19 protein-coding genes are annotated in these 21,673 nt (G+C 58.9%); 12 read left to right on the forward strand and 7 right to left on the reverse strand.

Annotated features, from left to right (window positions below; genetic code table 11):
* Positions 1 to 122 precede the first annotated feature (122 nt).
* Genes mksB through mksF form a run of 3 tightly spaced genes read left to right on the forward strand, consistent with a single transcriptional unit; the run spans position 123 to position 4,934 of the window.
* Positions 123 to 1,400: an Mks condensin complex protein MksB gene (gene mksB, locus A7317_RS04055; RefSeq protein WP_069075245.1), complete on the forward strand. Its 1,278-nt coding sequence runs from the start codon at positions 123 to 125 to the stop codon at positions 1,398 to 1,400.
* On the forward strand, positions 1,390 to 2,097 hold the full coding sequence (gene mksE / locus A7317_RS04060) for an Mks condensin complex protein MksE (protein ID WP_024073214.1): 708 nt from the start codon (positions 1,390 to 1,392) through the stop codon (positions 2,095 to 2,097). Before mksB ends, mksE begins: the two co-directional genes overlap by 11 nt.
* A complete protein-coding gene (gene mksF, locus A7317_RS04065; protein WP_024073213.1) occupies positions 2,094 to 4,934 on the forward strand; it encodes an Mks condensin complex protein MksF in 2,841 nt (946 codons plus the stop codon). Before mksE ends, mksF begins: the two co-directional genes overlap by 4 nt.
* A gap of 172 nt (positions 4,935 to 5,106) precedes the next feature.
* Here the strand turns inward: mksF and A7317_RS04070 are convergent, their stop codons facing one another.
* The 5 genes from A7317_RS04070 to A7317_RS04090 all read right to left on the reverse strand — a co-directional run bounded on the left by A7317_RS04070 (position 5,107) and on the right by A7317_RS04090 (position 10,811).
* Positions 5,107 to 7,410, reverse strand: coding sequence for a PqiB family protein (locus A7317_RS04070; protein WP_069075246.1), 2,304 nt, complete (start codon positions 7,408 to 7,410; stop codon positions 5,107 to 5,109).
* Positions 7,403 to 8,026, reverse strand: coding sequence for a paraquat-inducible protein A (locus tag A7317_RS04075; RefSeq protein ID WP_024073211.1), 624 nt, complete (start codon positions 8,024 to 8,026; stop codon positions 7,403 to 7,405). Before A7317_RS04075 ends, A7317_RS04070 begins: the two co-directional genes overlap by 8 nt.
* On the reverse strand, positions 8,013 to 8,672 hold the full coding sequence (locus A7317_RS04080) for a paraquat-inducible protein A (RefSeq protein WP_069075247.1): 660 nt from the start codon (positions 8,670 to 8,672) through the stop codon (positions 8,013 to 8,015). The genes A7317_RS04075 and A7317_RS04080 overlap by 14 nt, the downstream gene beginning before the upstream one ends.
* 551 nt (positions 8,673 to 9,223) lie before the next feature.
* Complete coding sequence (locus A7317_RS04085) at positions 9,224 to 10,249, reverse strand: IS110 family transposase (protein WP_024074122.1); 1,026 nt, start codon at positions 10,247 to 10,249, stop codon at positions 9,224 to 9,226.
* Positions 10,250 to 10,373: 124 nt separating this feature from the next.
* Positions 10,374 to 10,811: a YhcB family protein gene (locus tag A7317_RS04090; RefSeq protein ID WP_010568046.1), complete on the reverse strand. Its 438-nt coding sequence runs from the start codon at positions 10,809 to 10,811 to the stop codon at positions 10,374 to 10,376.
* Between the two features lie 147 nt (positions 10,812 to 10,958).
* Between A7317_RS04090 and A7317_RS04095 the strand changes: the two genes are divergently transcribed.
* The 3 genes from A7317_RS04095 to zapE all read left to right on the forward strand — a co-directional run bounded on the left by A7317_RS04095 (position 10,959) and on the right by zapE (position 14,142).
* Entirely contained in the window at positions 10,959 to 11,588 is a 630-nt protein-coding gene (locus A7317_RS04095) for an alpha/beta hydrolase (protein WP_069075248.1), read from the forward strand.
* A 24-nt stretch (positions 11,589 to 11,612) separates the two neighbouring features.
* Complete coding sequence (locus tag A7317_RS04100; RefSeq protein ID WP_069075249.1) at positions 11,613 to 12,968, forward strand: tryptophan--tRNA ligase; 1,356 nt, start codon at positions 11,613 to 11,615, stop codon at positions 12,966 to 12,968.
* A gap of 79 nt (positions 12,969 to 13,047) precedes the next feature.
* The gene (gene zapE, locus A7317_RS04105; RefSeq protein ID WP_024073425.1) at positions 13,048 to 14,142 is read left to right on the forward strand and encodes a cell division protein ZapE; all 1,095 of its coding nucleotides are present in this window, start codon (positions 13,048 to 13,050) and stop codon (positions 14,140 to 14,142) included.
* A 112-nt stretch (positions 14,143 to 14,254) separates the two neighbouring features.
* On the opposite strand, the gene A7317_RS04110 is transcribed toward zapE, so the two are convergent.
* On the reverse strand, positions 14,255 to 15,175 hold the full coding sequence (locus tag A7317_RS04110; protein WP_172831371.1) for a GlxA family transcriptional regulator: 921 nt from the start codon (positions 15,173 to 15,175) through the stop codon (positions 14,255 to 14,257).
* Between the two features lie 220 nt (positions 15,176 to 15,395).
* Here A7317_RS04110 and A7317_RS04115 point away from each other — a divergent pair, with 220 nt between their 5' ends.
* Positions 15,396 to 16,532, forward strand: coding sequence for an acyl-CoA dehydrogenase family protein (locus tag A7317_RS04115; RefSeq protein ID WP_024073427.1), 1,137 nt, complete (start codon positions 15,396 to 15,398; stop codon positions 16,530 to 16,532).
* A 136-nt stretch (positions 16,533 to 16,668) separates the two neighbouring features.
* Here A7317_RS04115 and A7317_RS04120 read toward each other — a convergent pair whose 3' ends face one another.
* On the reverse strand, positions 16,669 to 17,709 hold the full coding sequence (locus A7317_RS04120; protein ID WP_024073428.1) for an NADP(H)-dependent aldo-keto reductase: 1,041 nt from the start codon (positions 17,707 to 17,709) through the stop codon (positions 16,669 to 16,671).
* 248 nt (positions 17,710 to 17,957) lie between these two features.
* Between A7317_RS04120 and rplM the strand changes: the two genes are divergently transcribed.
* From rplM to A7317_RS04145, 5 genes are all read left to right on the forward strand, one after another.
* A complete protein-coding gene (gene rplM, locus A7317_RS04125) occupies positions 17,958 to 18,386 on the forward strand; it encodes a 50S ribosomal protein L13 (RefSeq protein WP_010568039.1) in 429 nt (142 codons plus the stop codon).
* 14 nt (positions 18,387 to 18,400) lie between these two features.
* Positions 18,401 to 18,793, forward strand: a complete 393-nt coding sequence (rpsI, locus tag A7317_RS04130; protein ID WP_003171743.1) for a 30S ribosomal protein S9 — start codon at positions 18,401 to 18,403, stop codon at positions 18,791 to 18,793.
* Between the two features lie 266 nt (positions 18,794 to 19,059).
* Positions 19,060 to 19,653: a ubiquinol-cytochrome c reductase iron-sulfur subunit gene (gene petA, locus A7317_RS04135; RefSeq protein ID WP_024073429.1), complete on the forward strand. Its 594-nt coding sequence runs from the start codon at positions 19,060 to 19,062 to the stop codon at positions 19,651 to 19,653.
* Positions 19,653 to 20,864, forward strand: a complete 1,212-nt coding sequence (locus A7317_RS04140; RefSeq protein ID WP_003171746.1) for a cytochrome b — start codon at positions 19,653 to 19,655, stop codon at positions 20,862 to 20,864. Before petA ends, A7317_RS04140 begins: the two co-directional genes overlap by 1 nt.
* Entirely contained in the window at positions 20,864 to 21,640 is a 777-nt protein-coding gene (locus A7317_RS04145; protein ID WP_024073430.1) for a cytochrome c1, read from the forward strand. The genes A7317_RS04140 and A7317_RS04145 overlap by 1 nt, the downstream gene beginning before the upstream one ends.
* Positions 21,641 to 21,673 lie beyond the last annotated feature (33 nt).

Here is a 21,673-nt window from a genome sequence, read left to right on the forward strand (position 1 = left end):
GAACGGGGATTCTACCGCTGTTCGGTAACAATCGCCCACTGCGCACTGACCGGCTGTGGATAAATCCCGCGCCTGATGCAGTACAATCGCGACTTTTAATCGCCAACCAGCCGGCCATTCCCATGATCGAACCCAAGCGCGTCCTGCGCGCCCTCGCCGAACACTGGGCCCTACTTGAGCCACTGTGCGAACACTTCGACCAAGGCACGCTGAGCCTGGGCGAGTTGCGCGCACAACTGGCCGCCCAACAATTGGACAGCACGCCCCAGGACATCACCAGCCTGCTGGACGTGTGGATTCGCCTGGATATCCTGGTACCTGTCGCCAAGAGCCCGAACCGTTTCGAGCTCAATGCACAGATCCACGACTTCCTCGCCTATCTTCGCAAGGAGCACCGGCTTGGCCTGTGCCTGGAAATCGAAGCTTACCTGCGCCACCTCGAGCGCTTGGCCGGTTATATCCAGGACGCCTTCGACATCCGTGATGGCCACGACCTGGCGCGGCAACTGCGCCTGCTGGACATGCGTGTGCGCGACGTACTGAAAAAACTCGCCAACGACGAACAGGCCCTCGCTGCCGTGGCCGACCGCGCCAAGACCAGCGACCGGCAGATCCCGTTGCGCCAGCGTTATGCCGAAGTCCTGGCGACCTGGGATGAATACGTCGAACCGATGATCCAACTGGTGAACGCCGACGGCGCCTTCGAGCAAGGCGTGCGCAAGGTGGAGAATGTGCTGCTGCGCATGCTCACCGAGCAACAGCGCCTCGGCCACCTGGTGGACGACGACATGCTGCTGCGTACCCACGCGCGCATTCTCGAGATGCAGACCAGCGCCCAACTGACCTTGCGTCACGCACGGGAACTGCTGTTGCCACTGCGTGAAGAAGCACGTCGGCACAACGCCGTGACCCGTGGCGCAGCACTCGCGCTATCGGCCATCCGCCGCAAAGGCCTGGATGCCGTGCCGCAGGCCGCGATGCCGATGTTTACCCGGCCGCAAAGCACCTTCCTTGGCAGCGCGAGTCAGGTTGAGGCCTATGTATACGCCCTGGCGAACTTCGAGCCGAAACCGGCGCGTTTCCCCAAGGCGCACAAGTCCCATAAAGGCGAAGCCCAGCGCGCACCGCGCACGGTCAAGGAAATGCTCGAACGCTGCGAAGACGCGCTGCCGATGCCGGACCTGATGACCTGGCTGCTGGAACAGGAGCCGGACGGCGCCACCGACGAATTGCTGTATTGGTTCTCACGCCTGTCCCGCGAAAAACGCTTCAAGCGCGAGCGTCTGGAACGCCGCGATTACCACACACACGAGCACCAGGTCAGCCTGCGCTCATTCGCCCTGCTCCCGGCCAGCCCTGACGCGGCCGAGCATTCTGCGAGCACTCCTTATGCATCTTGATCTATCCGAACTGTCCCAGCTGGCGCCGATTTTTCGCGAGCTGTTCAAGGGTTACCACGTCAGCCGCCGCGACCCGGAGCTGTACGCGCAACTGTCGAATTTCCAGGATCAGTACCGTACGCTGTTCAAGGCCCTTGGCTTTGAGCTGGTGTGCGATACCCGGGGCTTCTACTACTTCGTACCCGACTCCGCCATTGCCAGCGCGCAGGTGAACAAGACCGCCCAACGCCTGGCGTTGTTCACCTTCATCATCGTCGAGCATTTGGCCGACCAGGGCCGCGACCCGATTGCCGTGCTCGACGGTGGCAGCCTGGGCCGCGACGAACTGCCCTCGTTGTTGGAAAAGTACCGCGACCTGTTTATCCAGGCCGAAGTGCAGACCCAGGAAGAACTCGAAGAAAAAATCATGCGCCGCATGACCCAATTGGGTTTTGCCAGCGAAGACAACGGTATTTATCGCTTCCTGCCGCCGATGCACCGCTTCCTCGATGTGTGCCTGTCGGTGCAGCAGGACCGCGACCTGGCGGCCAGCGTGCACAGCGTGTTGCCGTTGCCTGCACCGGTGATCATCGACGAAGACAGCGATGAAAAACTGCTGAAGACCGATGACCCGTTGGACTTGAGTGATTTTGACGACGAAAGCGAAGAAGACGCCCTGGCCCGCGCCATTGCCGAAGAACAGGAGACCGACGCATGAGCAAGGAACGCTACGGCATCCGCCGCTTCGCCCTATTGAACACCGCCGGCTACAGCCTGGGCCTGTTCCCGCTGGAAGAGCCTCTGTCGGTGTATGGCGCGAACAACCTGGGTAAATCCGCGTCGATCAACGCCTTGCAGTTCCCGATCCTGGCGCGCATGTCGGACATGAGTTTCGGCAAGTACACCCTGGAACAATCGCGGCGCTTCTACTTTGCCACCGACACCAGCTACATCCTCGTAGAGGTCTCCCTGCCCCACGGCCCGCATGTGATCGGCGTGGTCGGTCGCGGCCCGGGAGGCGGCTTTGGTCACCAGTTCTTCGCCTACGCCGGCAAGCTGGACCTGGCCCACTACCAGAAAAACGACACCTGCCTGCGTCAGAAAGAACTGTTCACCAACCTGGAGCGCGAGGGCCTGAAAGCCTACGAGCTCAAGCCCGATGAACTACGCCGTTTGCTGGTGGGCGGCCACACGTCGATCCCGCTGGACCTGACCCTGATCCCGCTGCGTTCCACCAGCGAACAGAGCCTGAAGACCTTCCGCGCACTGTTTATCAACCTGCTGCACATGCGCGAAATCACCGCGGCCAAGCTCAAGCAATTGTTCCTCGATGCGTTCGAGCACAGCCTGCGCTCCGGCAGTGTCGATTACATCGCCGCGTGTGAAGAAGCCTTCCGCGACGTGCGACGCATGGAGCAGGACTACAACTCCCTGGTCGCCGCAGGACCGCTGGTTGAAGCACTGGCCAATGGTGTGAAACAGCGCGACATCCTGCGTGGCAAATTGCATCGCCTGTCGCCGCTGCTGGACTCGCTGCTGGGCACCTGGTCGGACTACGCCAGTGCGCGCAAGGAAGAGCTGACCATCCAGGCCGAGCACTACCGCAACGAGCAGGACGCGTTGCAAAACGACCAGCGCGGCGGCACCCAGGAGCTGATGCGCCTGGAGCGGGAAATCAGCGGTATCCAGCGTTGGCTGGGCGAGCTGTCGGTGCTCAAGCATCGATTTGCCCTGGTCGATGACGTCAAGGTGCTGGAACAACAGCTGTTGGCGGCCAAGGATGCCCACGATGAACTGGCCGGCGCCCTGGCGCAGTCACGGCAGTTCAGCGCCGAGGATTTGGACGAGCGTCTGCGCGACCTGGAAAAACGCTTGAAGTCGGTCAAGCAGCAGCTTGATCACGCGGATAACAATAGCTACGCCAAACTGCGTGAAGAATTCTCACAGCAGGATGTCGAGCGTCTGATGCGCTTGTTCAACAGTTCTCTGTTCAGCCTGCCGTTGGGCGAGCATGGCATTACGCTGGATGAGGACGGCCAGTGGGTCAAATCCCTGGAACTGATCCTGGATGGCTTCAAGGGCGAGCGTTTCGAAGTGCCGGGGCTGTCCATCGACATCTCGCACATCGAGCCCCCGGCATTACAGGCCCTGGCGGATCGCGCGGCATTGCGTGACCAGAAAGAACGCCTGGAGAAAGAACTCAAGCAGCTCAAGACCCAGCAGGCCGTGGCCTCTGACCGTGCCGCGAGCAAGACCCAGACTGAAGCGCTGTACCAGCAGGTGCTGGACGCACAAAAAGCCCTCGAAGACTTCCGCCGCGCGCAGACCCTGAGCGCCGAAGAAGGTGAGAAGCTGGAACAGCTGGCGCAAATGGAAGCCGCCCAGGATGAACTGAAGCGCTCCAGCGATGCGTTCACCGAACGTGTCCAGCAACTGTCGGCCAAGCTGCAACTGGTCGGTCGCCAGATCGGCGATATGGAAGCCAAGCAACGCACCCTGGATGACGCCTTGCGCCGTCGTCAGTTGCTGCCGGCGGACTTGCCGTTCGGCACGCCGTTCATGGACCCGGTCGACGACTCCATGGACAACCTGTTGCCGCTGCTCAATGACTATCAGGACAGCTGGCAGGGCTTGCTGCGCGCTGATGGCCAGATCGAAGCGCTGTACGCCCAGGTACGCCTCAAGGGCGTGGCCAAGTTCGACAGCGAGGATGACGTGGAGCGTCGCCTGCAACTGCTGATCAACGCCTATGCGCACCGTACCGATGAAGCACTGACCCTCGGCAAGGCACGGCGTGCGGCAGTCACCGATATCGCGCGGACCCTGCGCAATATCCGCAGCGACTATGACAGCCTTGAGCACCAGTTGGCATTGTTCAACCGCGAGATCAACAAGCGCCAGGTGTCCAACCTGCAAAGCTTCCGTATCGTGCTGGCGCCCAACAAGGAAGCCCTCAAGCATATCGACCAGATCATCCACAGTGCCGGTCAGTATGAAGAAGGCGAAACCCTGTCGGTGTTCGACCTCAGCCAGAGCGCCGAGCAGGACAACAAGAACGAAGAGGCCAAGGAATACCTGGCGCGCCTGGTAGCGGCAAACCATAACCAGTTGGGCCTCAAGGATTTGTTCGAGTTGGCCTTCGAGATCACCAAGGTGCATGGTCAGCCGGTGATCCACACCGACATCGATGGTGCCGCGTCCAACGGCACCACGATGACAATCAAAGCGCTGACCAACATGTATTTGTTGCTGCACTTGATGGACCGCGACCAGGCCGGTCGCGTACGGCTGCCGTACTATCTCGATGAAGCCGCGGATATCGACGAGAAGAACCAGGCCGCATTGCTGGAGACCAGCCTGCAACTGGGCTTCGTGCCGATCCTGGCCAGTGTGAAACCGCAGGTCTCAGCCCAGGTCGCAATCGACTTGGAGGGCGGCAGCGGACCGAACGGGATCTATATCGATGAGGCGGATTGGAAGTACATCCGCCGCCACGATGTGGTGAAGGCCACGGTGAATGTGCAGGCAGATGAGCCGGAGTTGGATGAGGTCTGACGCTCGGCGTTGAAATGCAAAAAGGCCGCGATCTGATCGATCGCGGCCTTTTTTTGGGCTGGGTTTTACGTCGTCTTTGAGGCCCCATCGGGAGCAAGCTCCCTCCCACATGTTGAATGCGCTCACAAATCAAAATGTGGGAGGGGCTTACTCCCGATAACGGCGCCCAGGTCTATTTACCGAGTGGGATTTTAGGCGCCCAGGTCAGCCACTCGTCTTCAAACTTGTCGAACAGCGGGAACGTTTGCTGCGGTCGCGCCGCACTCCCCATGCGCTCGCCATCGGGCGTGGCAAAGGCGATGCCGCCGGCGACCAGCGTCTCCAGGGACTCCGTCCGCACCGTCGCCCCCTTGAACAGGCCAAAGTCGAGACCAAAGCCGCTGGAGTTCCAGAAGCGGCTGCCGCTGCGTACCAGGGGAGCGTACTTGGGCTCGATCAGGATGTGGACCAGTACGCGGTCGGCGGTCTGACCCAGCTCATATCCAGTCACTTTGCCCACGGTGACTTCACGGTAGGTGACCGGCACACCTTCCTTCAACGAACCACGGCGCGCGGCACTGAGCACCAGGCTCAGGCCCGCCTCCTGGTGGGCGGTTTCAGGGGGTTGGTCCAGGGCGACAAAGCTCTTTTGTGGCCCGGCGTTTTTCACCGCAGGCTGTACTTCGATGTACTGCCCAGTGACCAGGGTTTCCAGGTTGGAGGTTTTCATCAGGCCCAGTTCAGGCTTGACCACCCAGAACTGACTGCCGACGCGCGCGATGCGGTCCGCAACTTGGGTGATACGCGCGCCGAGCAATACCGACTGCATATCGGCGCTCAAGTCGACGCTCTCGATCTTGCCCACATCCAGCCCTTTGAAACGAACAGGCGTGCCAGGACGCAGCCCATCGGCGCGGTCGACCTTGATGGTCACCAGGGTGCCATGCTGGTTGGCGGCCTCACGGTCGGCGAACAGGCGGAAACGTGGAATACGCTTTTTCAGCGGTACGTTCGGTTCCGGCGTTTCGAACGCAATACCACCGGCCATCAAGCTGGCCAGGGATTCACTTTTCACTTGGATGCCGCCGGTGAGTCCGCCGGTCAAGGTTACGCCGCTGGCATTCCAGAAGCGCGTCGAACCGTTGACCAGATTGGCGTATTCCTTCTCGATGTGGACGCCGATCACCAGCTGTTTGTTCTTGCGCGAGAACTGATAGCTCTGCACCGAACCTACCTTGACCTGCTTGTAGAGAATCGGGCTGCCTACATCCAGGGACCCAAGGTTGTCAGTGAACAGCACCATGTGCAGGCCTGGCGAACGCAGGTCCAATGGCGGGGCCTTGGCCCGGGCGACAAATTCACGCTGTGGCGCACTGCCTTTGTCGCCAGGGCGGATGGCGATGTAGTTACCTTTGACCAACGCTTCAAGCCCGGTGATACCGGCCAGGGAAATGGACGGTTTGACCACCCAGAACTGGGTGTCCTGCACCAGATAATCTTCGGCCAATGGGTCAAGGGTCAGCTCAGCATTGGCGCTGGACAGGTCTGGATCGATCTTCAGGGTTTTCAGGCTGCCGACCTGAATGCCTTTGTACATCACCGGGGTGCGTCCGGCCTGCAAGCCTTCGAAGTCGGTAAGTTTGACCTTGACCTTGATACCGGCTGCGGCAGCGTCGAAATCTTCGTACAGGCGGAACGGCAGGCTCGGATCAGTGGGGGGGCTGTCCTTGCGGTTCTCCGGCGTGGCGAAGGCGATACCGCCGGCAACGATACTGGCGAGGGACTCGCTGCGCACCTTCACTCCAGAGAGGTTGGCATCGATGCTGATGCCGCTGGCGTTCCAGAAACGCGTGTGTTTGCGCACCAGGTTGGCGTAGGTTGGTTCGATATAAACCTTGATTTCAACGGTGCTCTGGTCTTCGGACAGCAGGTAGCTTTTGACCTGGCCGACCTGGATCTGTTTGTAGAACACTGGGCTGCCACGGTTAAGCGATCCGAGACGGTCGGCCTTGATGGTCAGGTGCAGGCCGGGCTTGGCATCGGATAATGGAGGCTCTTCGGAGAGGGCCTTGAATTTGCGTGTGGGTTCGCCGTCGCCTGGGCTGGCAGCGATGTAATTACCTGAGACCAAGGTTTCCAGGCCGGTGATACCGGCGAGGCTGACACTGGGCTTGACCAGCCAGAAGCGGGTGTTGGTCTTGAGGTATTGCTCGACGTCCTTGTTCATCTCGATGGTGGCAATCACCCCGCGATTGTTGCCCTCATCGTCAAGGGCCAAGGTCTTGACCTTGCCCACTGACATACCTTTGTAGACCACTTCGGTTTTGTTGGCCTGGATGCCTTCGCCACTTTCAAAACGCACTTGGATTTCAATGCCCTGCTGGGAATAGGCACGCCATCCCAACCAGCCACCAATGATCAGCGCAATCAGGGGAAGGACCCAAATTGCCGACCAATTCGAGGCCGGTCGGGTTTTAGCTTTAGGCAAATCACTCATGGTCGTCGTCCGACTCCGTGTTATCCCAAATCAGTCGGGGATCAAAAGTTACTGCGGCAAGCATCGTCAAGATCACCACACTGGCGAAGGCTGCTGCGCCGAGGTTGGCCTCGACGCTGGCAAGCCGCCCAAAGTTTACAACCGCCACCAGGATGGCGATCACGAAGATATCCAGCATGGACCAGCGGCCAATGAATTCGATAAATCGGTACATGATGATGCGTTGTTGCGCGGACAGCGGTTGGTGACGCTGCACCGAGAACAGTAGCAGACCAATGCCCACCAGCTTGAATGTCGGCACCAGAATACTGGCAATGAACACCACGGCGGCGATGGGGAACATCCCGTGCTGCACCAGTTGGATGACACCCGACATGATGGTACTGGGATCACCCTGGCCAAGGGAGTTGATGGTCATGATCGGTAGCAGGTTGGCGGGAATATATAAAATGGCCGCGGTGATCAGCAATGCCCATGTGCGCGTGAGGCTGTTGGGACGGCGGGCATGGATCAGCGCACCACAACGGCTGCAGGATTGCTCATCGGCATCCGGCTCTTGCTTGTTCAGTTCGTGGCATTCGGTACAAATCAGAATGCCTGCATCAATCGCCCGCATGATCATCTTCTCCTGACAGTGCTTGCCAGATCTGGTGCGGCGACATCACCACCTCAAGCAGAACCTGAACCATTAATAGGCTGACAAAGCAGGCTAGCCCCAGACCGATTGTGATAGAAGCCATATCTGCGAGTTTTACGATCGCTACCAACACCCCCATCAAATAGACCTCCAACATCCCCCAGTCCTTCATATGATGGTAGATGCGGTACAGCAACAGCCCGTAACTGCGGCCCATCTTCCAGCGAATGCTGAGCAACACTGCCAGTTGGCAAAGCAGCTTGAGCAAGGGAATACCCATGCTGCACAGGAACACCACGGCGGCAACGCCTTGCATGCCGGTATCGAACAAACCGACAACGCCACTCCACACGGTGTCCTCAGAGGATTGCCCGAGTAGATTGAGCTGCATGATGGGTAAAAAGTTCGCGGGGATGTACAGCAACAGCGCGGCGAGCACGAGGGCAAGGCTGCGCTCAACGACATTGTGGCGGTGAGCGTAAAGCTCGTATCCGCAACGCGGGCATTGGGCCTTTTCGCCAAGGGCAAGCGTTGGTTTGCGCATCAGCAAGTCGCACTCATGACATGCAACCAGGTCGTCCAGTGGTAAATCCGACACCTTGAGGGTATCAACCGGGTCGGGCATAGATAGGGCTCTGACTCTAAAAAAGGTTAGGTGCCTATTCTAGTGGTCTGGTTCAGAAATAACTGTGCAAATTTGTCGGGCGATTGGGGGCAAGTATAGGAATTGGAGCCGGAGGCGGTGTGCCCGACGGTGCGCGTCAGCGTTATCGTGCTGCATGAGCACGCTTGCGCCTGCGCTTTTCGACCGCCCAAAACAAAACCCCATCTGCTTTCGCAAATGGGGTTTCGGAATTTAATCTTGACGATGACCTACTCTCACATGGGGAAACCCCACACTACCATCGGCGATGCATCGTTTCACTACCCCCCCATTTTTGCAATACTGATTAACGGGCGATGTGGTTGGCTTGCTTAAATCTATCCGGCGTCTGTTTGGGGCTTGCCCCAGCGCCACGATGAGAGTCGCGCCTGACGATCCTTAAAAGCCCGTCGGCTTCTGAAGCCGATTTTTATGTCAGGATCTTCGCCAGGCCGGTAGGCCGTTCACGTCATCCGTTGTTCAGCTATCGCAAAACCTGAAGGGTGAATTGTGGTACTGCAACAACCGCAGGGTCAGGCGTTCAAGGCGTCTGGCCCTGCTTCATATTGCGCATGGTGAGCCGCTATCGCCCAAGCGATACGCGCCAGTTTGTTGGCCAGGGCACAGGCCACCACATTCGAGTGTCGTCGGCGCAGCAGCGCTCGCACCCAGTCGGCCAAAGCCCCCTTCTGATGATCCAGCCTCTGCATGTAAACCCTGGAGCATTGCACCAGCAGTTGCCGCAGGTGCTTGTCACCCCGCTTGCTGATCCCCAACAAATTGGCTTTGCCGCCCGTGCTGTACTGTCGCGGCACCAAGCCCACTGAAGCCGCAAAATCGCGACTGCATCGGTATTGCTTGCCATCGCCCATTTCTACAGCCAGAAGGCTGGCGGTGATCGGACCGACACACGGCATGCTAAGCAAACGGCTCCCCAGATCATCGTCGGCCAGCTGGCAAGCCAGTTGTTTGTCCAGTTCCTTGATCTGTTCATCCAGGTAAACGAAGTGATCGTGCAGGCGTTGCAACAGCACTGTCAGCCGCACAGGCAGCTCATGCTCGGCCAAAACAGCTGCCAAACGCTTCATGATGGCTGAGCCTTTGGGCAGGCTGATGCCAAATTCCAGCAGGAAACCGTGCATCTGATTGGCTGTCTTGGTGCGGTCATGCACCAACGACTCGCGCATGCGATGCAGGACAGACAGGGTTTGCTGAGACTCGGTTTTAGGCGTAACGAAGCGCATGGACGGACGGGAAGCCGCCTCGCAAATGGCCTCTGCGTCGATAAAGTCATTTTTGTTGCCCTTGACGAAAGGGCGGACAAACTGCGGTGAAATCAACTTGGTCGTATGCCCCATCGCCGCAAGCTGACGGGCGATGAAGTGAGAGCCGGCACAGGCTTCCGTTACCACGACGCAGCTCGGCAAGTTGCCGAAGAACCGCATCATCTGCGCTCGCGAGAGCTTTTTGCGAAACACCTCGCGGCCCGATTTGTCTTGGCCCAGAAGGTGGAAATTATGTTTGCCGAGATCGATCCCGATCAGCGCTGACTCGCTCATGATGATGGCCTCCAAAAACAAAACACCCTGCGAAAGCGTAGCCCTCGCAGGGTGTGGGGGTGACCATCTCATTAGCCCGGCTGATCATCGATCAGCCGGGCTTTTTTACAGCGCTCGAAAAGGCTTACTTCTTCAAGCCGTAATGCTCATCCAGCATGCCTGGGGCGTTCGGCGTCTTTGGCGCGTAGTCCCGTGGCGGCTCCTGGTTTTCCCGTGGCGGGGTCAGGCGCTCCCGTGGGGTTTGCGGTGCATCGGAATGCAGCGCGGCCAGCAGGCGCTGACGGGTGATGTCGTCGAGTGCCAGGCGGTTGGCGCCATCGGCGAGGTGATCCTGTACTTCCTGGTAGCTCTGGGTGAGCTTCTTGACCAGGGTCGCGGTGGTGTTGAAGTGGGTAACAACCTCGTTCTGATAACTGTCAAAACGTTCCTGGATGTCATCCAACTGACGCTGCGTGCGGTTAGGCGCGGCATTCGGCAGAAGGCGAGCAACCAGGAATCCAATGGCGACACCGGCAACCAGGGCAAGAGTCGGCAACAACCAAACTAAGAGCGAGTGTTCCACGAGTCCTTCCTCTATAAACGGCTTTGCTTTACGTTAACGGCTCGGACCTGCGCTGTATACCGCGATTAAGCTCGCAATGATGCCATGCACAGACTTTTAGCTAGACGAGTCGACCCCTTGAGAGGTCACGGAGTTCATTCCTTGCTCATGCGTGAAACCCCCGTTTTGATCGATGGCCCAGTAGGCCAGTTGGAAGCCTTGTACCTGGATCACCCCGAGCCACGTGGCCTGGCGCTGATCTGCCACCCTAACCCGGTACAGGGTGGGACCATGCTCAATAAAGTCGTATCGACCCTGCAACGCACTGCCCGCGATGCCGGTTTGATTACTTTGCGTTTTAATTACCGTGGCGTGGGTGCCAGCGCCGGCACGCACGATATGGCCACCGGTGAAGTCGATGATGCCGAAGCGGCCGCCGCCTGGCTGCGAGAAAAACACCCGGACCTGCCGATCACCTTGCTTGGGTTTTCTTTCGGTGGTTATGTGGCGGCCAGCCTGGGCGGTCGCCTGGAAGCCAAGGGCGAAAAGCTCGCGCACCTGTTCATGGTCGCCGCGGCAGTGATGCGCTTGCGTGATACTGACGTGTTGCCTCAAGGCTGCCCATTGACCCTGATCCAGCCGGAAACCGACGAAGTGGTCGACCCGCAGACCGTCTACGATTGGTCCGCCGCCCTGAAACGTCCCCATGAGCTGCTGAAAGTGGCAGAATGCGGACACTTTTTTCATGGCAAGCTGACCGATCTCAAGGATCTGGTACTGCCGCGCCTCTCGAATTGATAGCAGTCTGACAAGCGATTACCCATGACGACTCGTACCCGTATCCTCACCGGCATCACCACCACTGGCACGCCGCACCTGGGCAACTACGCCGGTGCGATTCGCCCGGCGATCCTCGCCAGCCAGGACGCCAATGCTGATTCCTTCTACTTCCTGGCCGACTACCACGCCCTGATCAAGTGCGATGACCCGCAGCGAATCCAGCGCTCGCGCATGGAAATCGCCGCGACCTGGCTGGCCGGTGGCCTGGACGTGGACCGGGTGACTTTCTATCGCCAGTCCGACATCCCGGAAATCCCCGAGTTGACCTGGCTGCTGACCTGCGTTGCCGCCAAGGGCCTGCTCAATCGCGCCCATGCCTACAAGGCGTCGGTGGACAAGAACGTGGAAACCGGCGAAGACCCGGATGCGGGCATCACCATGGGCCTGTACAGCTACCCGGTGCTGATGGCGGCGGACATCCTGATGTTCAATGCACACAAGGTGCCGGTGGGACGCGACCAGATCCAGCACGTGGAGATGGCGCGCGACATCGGCCAGCGCTTCAACCACCTGTTCGGCAACGGCAAGGAGTTCTTCACCATGCCCGAGGCGTTGATCGAGGAAAGCGTCGCCACGTTGCCGGGCCTGGATGGCCGCAAGATGTCGAAGAGCTACGACAACACCATCCCGTTGTTCACCAGCGCCAAGGACATGAAAGACGCCATTTCGCGGATCGTCACCGACTCCCGCGCGCCCGGCGAAGCCAAGGACCCGGACAACTCTCACTTGTTCACCCTCTACCAGGCGTTTGCCAGCAAGGCCCAGGAAGAAGCGTTCCGCGCTGAACTGCTGCAAGGCCTGGGCTGGGGCGAGGCGAAGAATCGTCTGTTCCAGCTGCTGGACGGCCAGTTGGGCGAAGCCCGCGAGCGCTATCACCAGTTGATGGCGCGACCGTCGGATATGGAAGACCTGCTGCTGGTGGGAGCCAAGAAAGCCCGCGCCGTGGCCGCGCCGTTCCTCGCCGAGTTGCGTGAGGCGGTGGGCCTGCGTTCTTTCGTGAACCAGGCCGCGGCACCTGTGAGCACCAAGAAGAAAGCGGCGAAAGCCGCGCGTTTCGTCAGCTTCCGTGAAGACGACGGCAGCTTCCGGTTCCGCTTGCTGGCGGCTGATGGCGAGCAGTTGCTGCTGTCGCGCAACTTTGCTGACGGCAAGGCCGCCGGCGCGGTGACCAAACAACTGCAGAGCGGTAACGCGCTGGATATACGCACCGAAGCCCTGGGTTTCAGCGTATGGCTGGACGGCGCCGCAGTGGCCGACAGCGCGTCATTTGCCGACGACGCAGCGCGTGATGCCGCCATCGAAGCCTTGCGCGTCGCGTTGACCCCCCTCGAGGATTAACCCGACCAAGGGTTGATTGCCATTATCCAGGGCCGTCGTTACAGTGACGGCCCGTTTTTGTTGCCTTGCTAACGAAATTATGACGCCCCTAGAACGATATCAAGCTGATCTGAAACGCCCCGAGTTCTTCCACGACGCTGCCCAGGAAACGGCGGTGCGTCATTTGCAGCGCCTGTATGACGACCTGGTCGCGGCCTCGCAAAGCAAGCCTGGGATGCTCAGCAAGCTGTTTGGCAAGAAAGACCGCACGCCGGTCAAGGGCCTGTACTTCTGGGGTGGCGTGGGCCGGGGCAAGACGTACCTGGTGGACACCTTCTTCGAAGCGCTGCCGTTCAAGGAAAAGGTCCGGACGCACTTCCACCGCTTCATGAAGCGCGTGCACGAAGAGATGAAAACCCTGCCGGGCGAAAAAAACCCGCTGACCATCATCGCCAAGCGGTTCTCCGAAGAAGCGCGGGTGATCTGCTTCGACGAGTTCTTCGTCTCCGACATCACCGACGCCATGATCCTTGGCACCCTGATGGAAGAACTGTTCAAGAACGGCGTGACCTTGGTCGCGACGTCGAACATCGTGCCCGACGGTTTGTACAAGGACGGTCTGCAACGCGCGCGGTTCCTGCCGGCCATTGCGCTGATCAAGCAGAACACCGATATCGTCAACGTCGACAGCGGTGTCGACTACCGCCTGCGGCACCTTGAGCAAGCCGAGCTGTTCCACTTCCCGCTGAACGACGCGGCGCACGAAAGCCTGCGCAAAAGCTTCCGAGCCCTCACGCCGGAATGCACCCAGGCGGTGGAAAACGATAAGTTGATCATCGAAAACCGTGAAATCATTGCGCTGCGCACCTGTGATGACGTGGCCTGGTTCGATTTCCGCGAGCTGTGCGACGGCCCGCGCAGCCAGAACGACTACATCGAGCTGGGCAAGATCTTCCATGCGGTGATCCTGAGTGGCGTGGAGCAGATGAGCGTCACCACCGACGACATTGCGCGGCGCTTTATCAACATGGTCGACGAGTTCTACGACCGTAACGTCAAGTTGATCATCTCGGCGGAAGTCGAGCTCAAGGACCTCTACACCGGCGGTCGCTTGAACTTCGAATTCCAGCGCACCTTGAGCCGCTTGCTGGAAATGCAGTCTCACGAGTTCCTGTCGCGGGCGCACAAACCCTAGGACCGACACCGTAAAAAATGTGGGAGGGGGCTTGCCCCCGATAGCGGTCTTTCAGTAACAGATGCACTGACTGATCCACCGCTATCGGGAGCAAGCCCCCTCCCATATTTGCTTACGCAGCCTGTTGGAACTGCTGGCGGTACTGGTTCGGCGACAGCTCGGTGTGCTGCCTGAACAACCGCGCAAAGAAACTCGCGTCGTCGTAACCCACCTCATAACTGATGGTCTTGATGCTCTTGCGGCTGCCCGAGAGCAAGCCCTTGGCGGTCTCGATGCGCAGGCGTTGCAGGTAATGCAGCGGCTTGTCGCCGGTAGCGGTCTGGAAGCGGCGCATGAAGTTGCGGATGCTCATCCCGTGTTCCCGGGCGACGTCCTCGAAGCGGAACTTATCGGCGAAGTGTTCTTCGAGCCAGTGCTGGATCTGCAGGATGATCACGTCCTGGTGCAGTTTCTGCCCGCCGAAACCGATACGCCCCGGCGCATAGCTGCGCTGTACTTCGTAGAGGATGTCCCGGGCCACGGCCTGGGCGATGTTGGCGCCGCAGAAGCGTTCGATCAAATAGATGTAGAGGTCGCAGGCCGAAGTGGTGCCGCCGGCGCAGTAGAGGTTGTCGGCGTCGGTGAGGTGCTTGTCCTGGTTGAGCTGGACCTGGGGGAAGCGTTCGCTGAAGGCATTGAAGAACCGCCAGTAGGTGGTCGCCTCCTTACCATCGAGCAAACCGGCCTCGGCCAGCCAGAACACTCCAGTGGCCTCGCCGCAAAGTACGGCGCCACGGGTATGTTGTTCGCGCAGCCACGGCAGCACTTGCGGGTAGCGTGTGCACAGGGTGTCGAAGTCATCCCAGAAGGCCGGCAGCACGATGATGTCGGCATCTTCGAGGCCGCCGTCCACCGGCATGATCACATCACTGAAGCTGCGCACCGATTGTCCATCGGGGCTGACCAGGCGCGTTTCAAACCCTGGCGTCAGGCCCAGGCCTTGTTGCTTGCCGTAACGCAGGCTGGCGAGGTGGAAGAAGTCCTTGGCTTGCATGAGGGTTGAAGCGAACACCCGATCAATGGCCAAAATGCTGACGCGCCGCAGGGGCGTGGAGATTTGGTTAGACATAATTTCATTTATTCTTATAGGGGAAAGTGGTCACCAGACGGCTGGATCGTCTTATTTTTTGTCGCATGTGTCCAGTGTCCCGTGACGCCTTCGCGGCATAGGCTCTGTGGTTCGTCTTTGTCCGACAATCCACGCAGGTGACTCCATGATCCCCAGAACGTTGTTCAGCCCGGAACACGAACTCTTCCGCCAGAGCGTGCGCACCTTCCTTGAAAAAGACGCCGCGCCGTTCCATGGGCAATGGGAGAAACAGGGTTATATCGACCGCAAGCTGTGGAGCAAGGCGGGGGAGGCGGGGATGCTGTGTTCCCATCTACCGGAAGCATACGGCGGCCTGGGCGCGGACTTTCTCTACAGTGCGGTGGTGATCGAAGAGATCAGCCGCCTGGGGCTGACCGGTATCGGTTTTTCCCTGCATTCGGACATTGTCGCGCCGTACATCCTGCATTACGGCAGCGAGGCGTTGAAGCACAAATACCTGCCCAAATTGATCTCCGGCGAGATGGTCACGGCCATCGCGATGACCGAGCCGGGCGCCGGGTCCGATCTGCAAGGGGTCAAGACCAGCGCCGTTTTGGACGGTGATGAATACGTGATCAACGGCTCCAAGACCTTTATCACCAATGGCTTTCTCGCCGATCTGGTCATTGTGGTCGCCAAGACCGACCCCAAGGCCGGCGCCAAGGGCACCAGCCTGTTTGTGGTCGAGGCTGATACACCGGGCTTCGATAAGGGCAAGCGCCTGGAGAAAGTCGGCATGAAGGCCCAGGACACCTCGGAGTTGTTCTTCCAGGACGTGCGGGTGCCCAAGGAAAACCTGCTGGGCCAGGCGGGCATGGGCTTCGCTTATTTGATGCAGGAGCTGCCCCAGGAACGCTTGACCGTCGCGATTGGAGCGCTGTCGTCAGCCGAAGCGGCATTGCAATGGACGCTTGACTACACCCGAGAGCGCAAAGCCTTCGGCAAGGCGATTGCCGACTTCCAGAACACCCGGTTCAAGCTGGCGGAGATGGCCACCGAGATTCAGATCGGCCGGGTATTCGTAGACAAATGCATGGCGCTGCACCTGGAGGGCAAGCTCGATGTGCCGACGGCGGCGATGGCCAAGTACTGGGCCACGGACCTGCAATGCAAGGTGCTCGACGAGTGCGTGCAACTGCACGGTGGCTATGGGTTCATGTGGGAATACCCGATTGCCCGGGCCTGGGCGGATGCGCGGGTGCAGCGGATTTATGCCGGGACCAATGAAATCATGAAAGAGATCATTGCGCGGGCGCTTTGATTTTTTGCGGGTCTTGAATGCGTCATCGGGGGCAAGTCGAATCGTCGCACCGCCCCTCCCACACTTGGAATGCATTCCAATGTGGGAGGGGCGGTGCGACGATTCGACTTGCCCCCGATAGCGCTCTACAGATCAATCAAGGCGCCGGATTCGGATGATCCTTCTGAATCGCCTCAATCCCTTCCAGTACGTCCTTCGACAGCTTCAGATCGGCGCTGGCGATGTTGCTGTCCAGTTGCTCCAGCGACGTTGCGCCAATAATGTTGCTGGTCACGAACGGCTGTTGCGTCACAAAGGCCAGGGCCATTTGCGCCGGGTCCAGGCCGTGTTCGCGGGCCAGTGCCACATAACGGCTGCACGCCGCTTCCGACTGTGGATTGAAGTAGCGGCTGAAGCGGCTGTATTCCGTCAGGCGCGCTTTTGCCGGGCGCGCGCCACCTTCGTACTTGCCACTGAGCATGCCGAACGCCAGGGGTGAATAGGCCAGCAGACCGCATTGTTCACGAATGGCGATTTCCGCCAGGCCCACTTCAAAGCTGCGGTTAAGCAGGTTGTAGGGGTTCTGGATCGACACCGCGCGGGTCCAGCCGCGCGCTTCGGCCAGGGCCAGGAACTTCATGGTGCCCCACGGGGTTTCGTTGGACAGGCCGATGTGACGGATTTTGCCGGCCTTCACTTGTTCGTCCAGTGCTTCGAGGGTCTCTTCCAGCGGCGTCAGGTCGTCTTCGTCCTTGTGCTTGTAGCTCAGTTGGCCGAAGAAGTTGGTGCTGCGCTCTGGCCAGTGCAATTGGTAGAGGTCGATCCAGTCGGTCTGCAGGCGCTTGAGGCTGGCATCCAGGGCTTCGACGATGTGCCTGCGGTTATGGCGCAGGTGGCCACCGCGGATGTAGTCGATGGTGTTGCCGGGGCCGGCGACCTTGCTGGCGAGGATCCAGTCGGCACGGTCGCCGCGGCTCTTGAAGTAATTACCGATGTACCGCTCGGTGGTGGCGTAGGTATCGGCCTTGGGCGGCACCGGGTACATTTCGGCGGTGTCGAGGAAGTTGATCCCTGCGGCCTTGGCCCGTTCGATCTGTGCAAAGGCCTCTGCCTCGCTGTTCTGCTCACCCCAGGTCATGGTGCCCAAGGCTATCGCGCTCACGTTCAGATCGGTCCGGCCCAGCTGTCGATAATCCATCGGGTACTCCTTCAGGGAAAACAATCATAAAAGCAGGTTGAATTTTTTTTCGCAATCTGCATAATTGCCCACCTCTTTCTGCAGTGGAAGTGATGCGCCGCCTGCCGAAGAATCTTGCCGTTGAACGGACGCGCCGACCCGAGCCCCCGATAGCGTCTGTATCCGGCTGCCTTTGACTTGTCAAAGTACGCACTATTCAGTAAGATCCGCCGTCTAATTTACAGGGCGGCCCCTGAGGCTATTAAAGAATGACAACTTTTACTGCAAAACCGGAAACAGTTCAGCGCGACTGGTTTGTCGTCGACGCCGCTGGTCAGACTCTGGGTCGTCTGGCCACTGAAGTCGCCAGCCGTCTGCGTGGCAAGCACAAGCCTGAGTACACTCCTCACGTTGATACCGGTGACTACATCGTGATCATCAACGCTGAGCAGGTACGTGTTACCGGCAACAAAGCGCAAGACAAAATGTACTACCGTCACTCCGGTTTCCCAGGCGGCATCAAGTCTTCCAATTTCGAAGGCCTGATCGCTAAGAAGCCTGAGGCCCCGATTGAAATCGCGGTTAAAGGCATGCTGCCGAAGGGCCCACTGGGTCGCGATATGTTTCGCAAGCTGAAAGTCTATGCGGGCGCTGCTCACCCTCATGCTGCTCAGCAGCCCCAAGAACTGAAGTTTTAACGGAATAGTTCATTATGTCGGCGACTCAAAATTACGGCACTGGCCGTCGCAAAACCGCAACCGCACGCGTTTTCCTGCGTCCGGGCACTGGTAACATCTCGATCAACAACCGCACCCTGGACAACTTCTTCGGCCGCGAAACTGCCCGCATGGTAGTTCGTCAGCCGCTGGAATTGACCGAGACTGTTGAAAAGTTCGACATCTACGTCACTGTTATCGGTGGCGGTGTAAGTGGTCAAGCTGGCGCAATCCGCCACGGTATCACTCGCGCTCTGATGCAGTACGACGAAACCCTGCGTGGCGCTCTGCGCAAAGCTGGCTTCGTGACTCGTGATGCCCGTGAAGTTGAACGTAAGAAAGTCGGTCTGCGTAAAGCGCGTAAGCGTCCGCAGTACTCGAAGCGTTAATTCGCTTTACGTTCCACAAAAACGCCCAGCCTCCTCACGGAGCTGGGCGTTTTTTATTACCTGCGATTTATGCACAAATTTCAGCGTGACAACTTGCCACATCCGTAGACCCCCTATACTACAAGGCCTGGAGCTGGAGCTCCGGGTAATTCCCTTGTCAGAGGTGGGGCTTTTCATTACCATTCGGCAAAATTTTTATAAGTTCAGATTTAATACTTAGTAGACGCCTGATTTAACAGGCCAAAAAGCTGATGGGAGAGGACTGAATGAGCAATGACGGCGTGAATGCAGGCCGGCGTCGCTTCTTGGTAGCAGCCACATCCGTGGTGGGTGCTGCAGGAGCGGTGGGGGCTGCGGTCCCGTTCGTGGGGTCATGGTTTCCCAGTGCCAAGGCGAAAGCCGCAGGTGCACCGGTGAAGGTGAATATCAGCAAGATCGAACCAGGTCAGCAGATGATTGCTGAATGGCGCGGCCAGCCGGTGTTCATTGTTCGTCGTACAGAGGAAATCCTGGGAAATCTGAAAAAGATCGAAGGCCAGTTGTCTGACCCCAAATCTGAGAAATCCGACCAACCCGCCTACGCCAAAAACGAAGTACGTTCGATCAAGCCAGAGATTCTGTTGCTGGTCGGTCTGTGTACCCACCTGGGTTGCTCACCAACCTTCCGCCCGGAAGTCGCCCCTGTCGATCTGGGCAAGGACTGGGTTGGCGGTTATTTCTGCCCGTGCCACGGTTCTCACTACGACTTGGCCGGTCGTGTCTACAAGTCTCAGCCTGCTCCCTTGAACCTGCCCGTGCCTCCGCATAACTACGAATCTAACGACATCATTGTCATTGGTCTCGATAAGGAGAACGCGTGATGAGCAAGTTCATGGATTGGGTGGATGCACGCTTCCCCGCCACTAAAATGTGGGAAGACCATCTCAGCAAGTACTACGCCCCGAAGAACTTCAACTTCTTCTACTTCTTTGGTTCCCTGGCACTGCTGGTGCTGGTCAACCAGATCGTCACCGGTGTCTGGTTGACGATGAGCTATACCCCCTCGGCGGAAGAGGCGTTTGCTTCCGTCGAATACATCATGCGTGACGTCGAGTACGGCTCGATCCTGCGCCTGCTGCACTCCACGGGCGCCTCGGCGTTCTTCATCGTGGTCTACCTGCATATGTTCCGTGGCTTGCTCTACGGTTCGTACCAGAAGCCTCGTGAGCTGGTGTGGGTGTTCGGCATGCTGATCTACCTGGCGCTGATGGCTGAAGCCTTCATGGGCTACCTGCTGCCGTGGGGCCAGATGTCGTACTGGGGCGCACAGGTGATCATCTCGCTGTTCGGTGCTATCCCAGTGATCGGCAACGACCTGACCCAGTGGATCCGGGGTGACTACCTGATCTCCGGCATCACCCTGAACCGCTTCTTCGCCTTGCACGTAGTGGCCTTGCCGATCGTGATTCTCGGCCTGGTGGTGCTGCATATCCTGGCGCTGCACGAAGTGGGTTCGAACAACCCGGATGGTGTGGACATCAAGAAGCACAAGGACGAGAACGGCATCCCGCTGGACGGCATCCCGTTCCACCCGTACTACACTGTGAAAGATATCGTCGGCGTGGTCGTGTTCCTGTTCGTGTTCTGCTCGATCGTGTTCTTTTTCCCGGAGATGGGTGGTTATTTCCTCGAGAAACCTAACTTCGAACAGGCCAACGCCTTCAAGACACCTGAGCACATTGCCCCGGTCTGGTACTTCACCCCGTTCTACGCGATCTTGCGGGCGATTCCCGACAAGCTCATGGGCGTGATCGCCATGGGCGCGGCCATTGCGGTGCTGTTCGTGCTGCCGTGGCTCGACAGAAGCCCGGTCAAGTCCATGCGCTACAAGGGCTGGCTGAGCAAGATCTGGCTGTGGGTGTTCTGCATCGCGTTCGTGATCCTGGGTGTGCTGGGCGTGTTGGCGCCGACTCCTGAGCGTACGCTGCTGTCGCAGGTCTGCACCTTCCTGTATTTCGCCTACTTCATTCTGATGCCGTTCTATACCCGGCTCGAGAAGACCAAACCGGTTCCGGAAAGGGTGACTGGCTGATGAAAAAGTTATTCGTTGCATTGATGCTTGCGGCGCTGCCGCTACTGTCCTTCGCTGCCGAGCATGGCCCGGAGCTGGAAAAAGTCGCTATCGACGTGTCTGACAAGGCTGCCCTGCAGGACGGCGCGCGTACGTTCGCCAACTACTGCATGGGCTGCCACAGCGCCAAGTTCCAGCGCTATGAGCGCGTGGCCGATGACCTGGGCATTCCCCATGAGGTAATGCTCGACAAGCTGGTGTTCACCGGCGCCAAGATCGGCGACCACATGAACATCGGCATGCAGCCGGCTGACGCCAAGACCTGGTTCGGTGCTGCACCGCCTGACCTGACCCTGGTTGCGCGCGTTCGCGGCACCGACTGGCTCTATGGCTACCTGAAGTCCTTCTACGAAGACCCGGCACGTCCTTGGGGTGTGAACAACCGAGTGTTCCCGAACGTCGGCATGCCTAACGTTCTGGTCGGCCTGCAAGGCAAGCAAGTGGTAGGATGCAAGCAGGTTCAGGTCGTTGAAGACGGCAAGAAGCAATACGATCCGTTGACCGGCACGCCTTTGACCCATGAAGCGTGCGATCAGCTGAAGATAGATACCCCCGGTGCACTGACTGACGAGCAGTTCGACGAGAAGGTCAAGAACCTGGTGACCTTCCTGGCCTACTCGGCCAACCCGGTCAAACTGCAGCACCAGCGCATTGGTACTTACGTCTTGCTCTACCTGGCCTTCTTCTTCGTATTCGCCTATCTGCTCAAACGCGAATACTGGAAGGATGTGCATTGATCCAACCGTAAGCAATTGCTGTTAATCTTGCGC

Origin of the sequence: Pseudomonas fluorescens, assembly GCF_001708445.1 — a bacterium.
Classification (GTDB): Bacteria; Pseudomonadota; Gammaproteobacteria; order Pseudomonadales; family Pseudomonadaceae; genus Aquipseudomonas; species Aquipseudomonas gorinensis.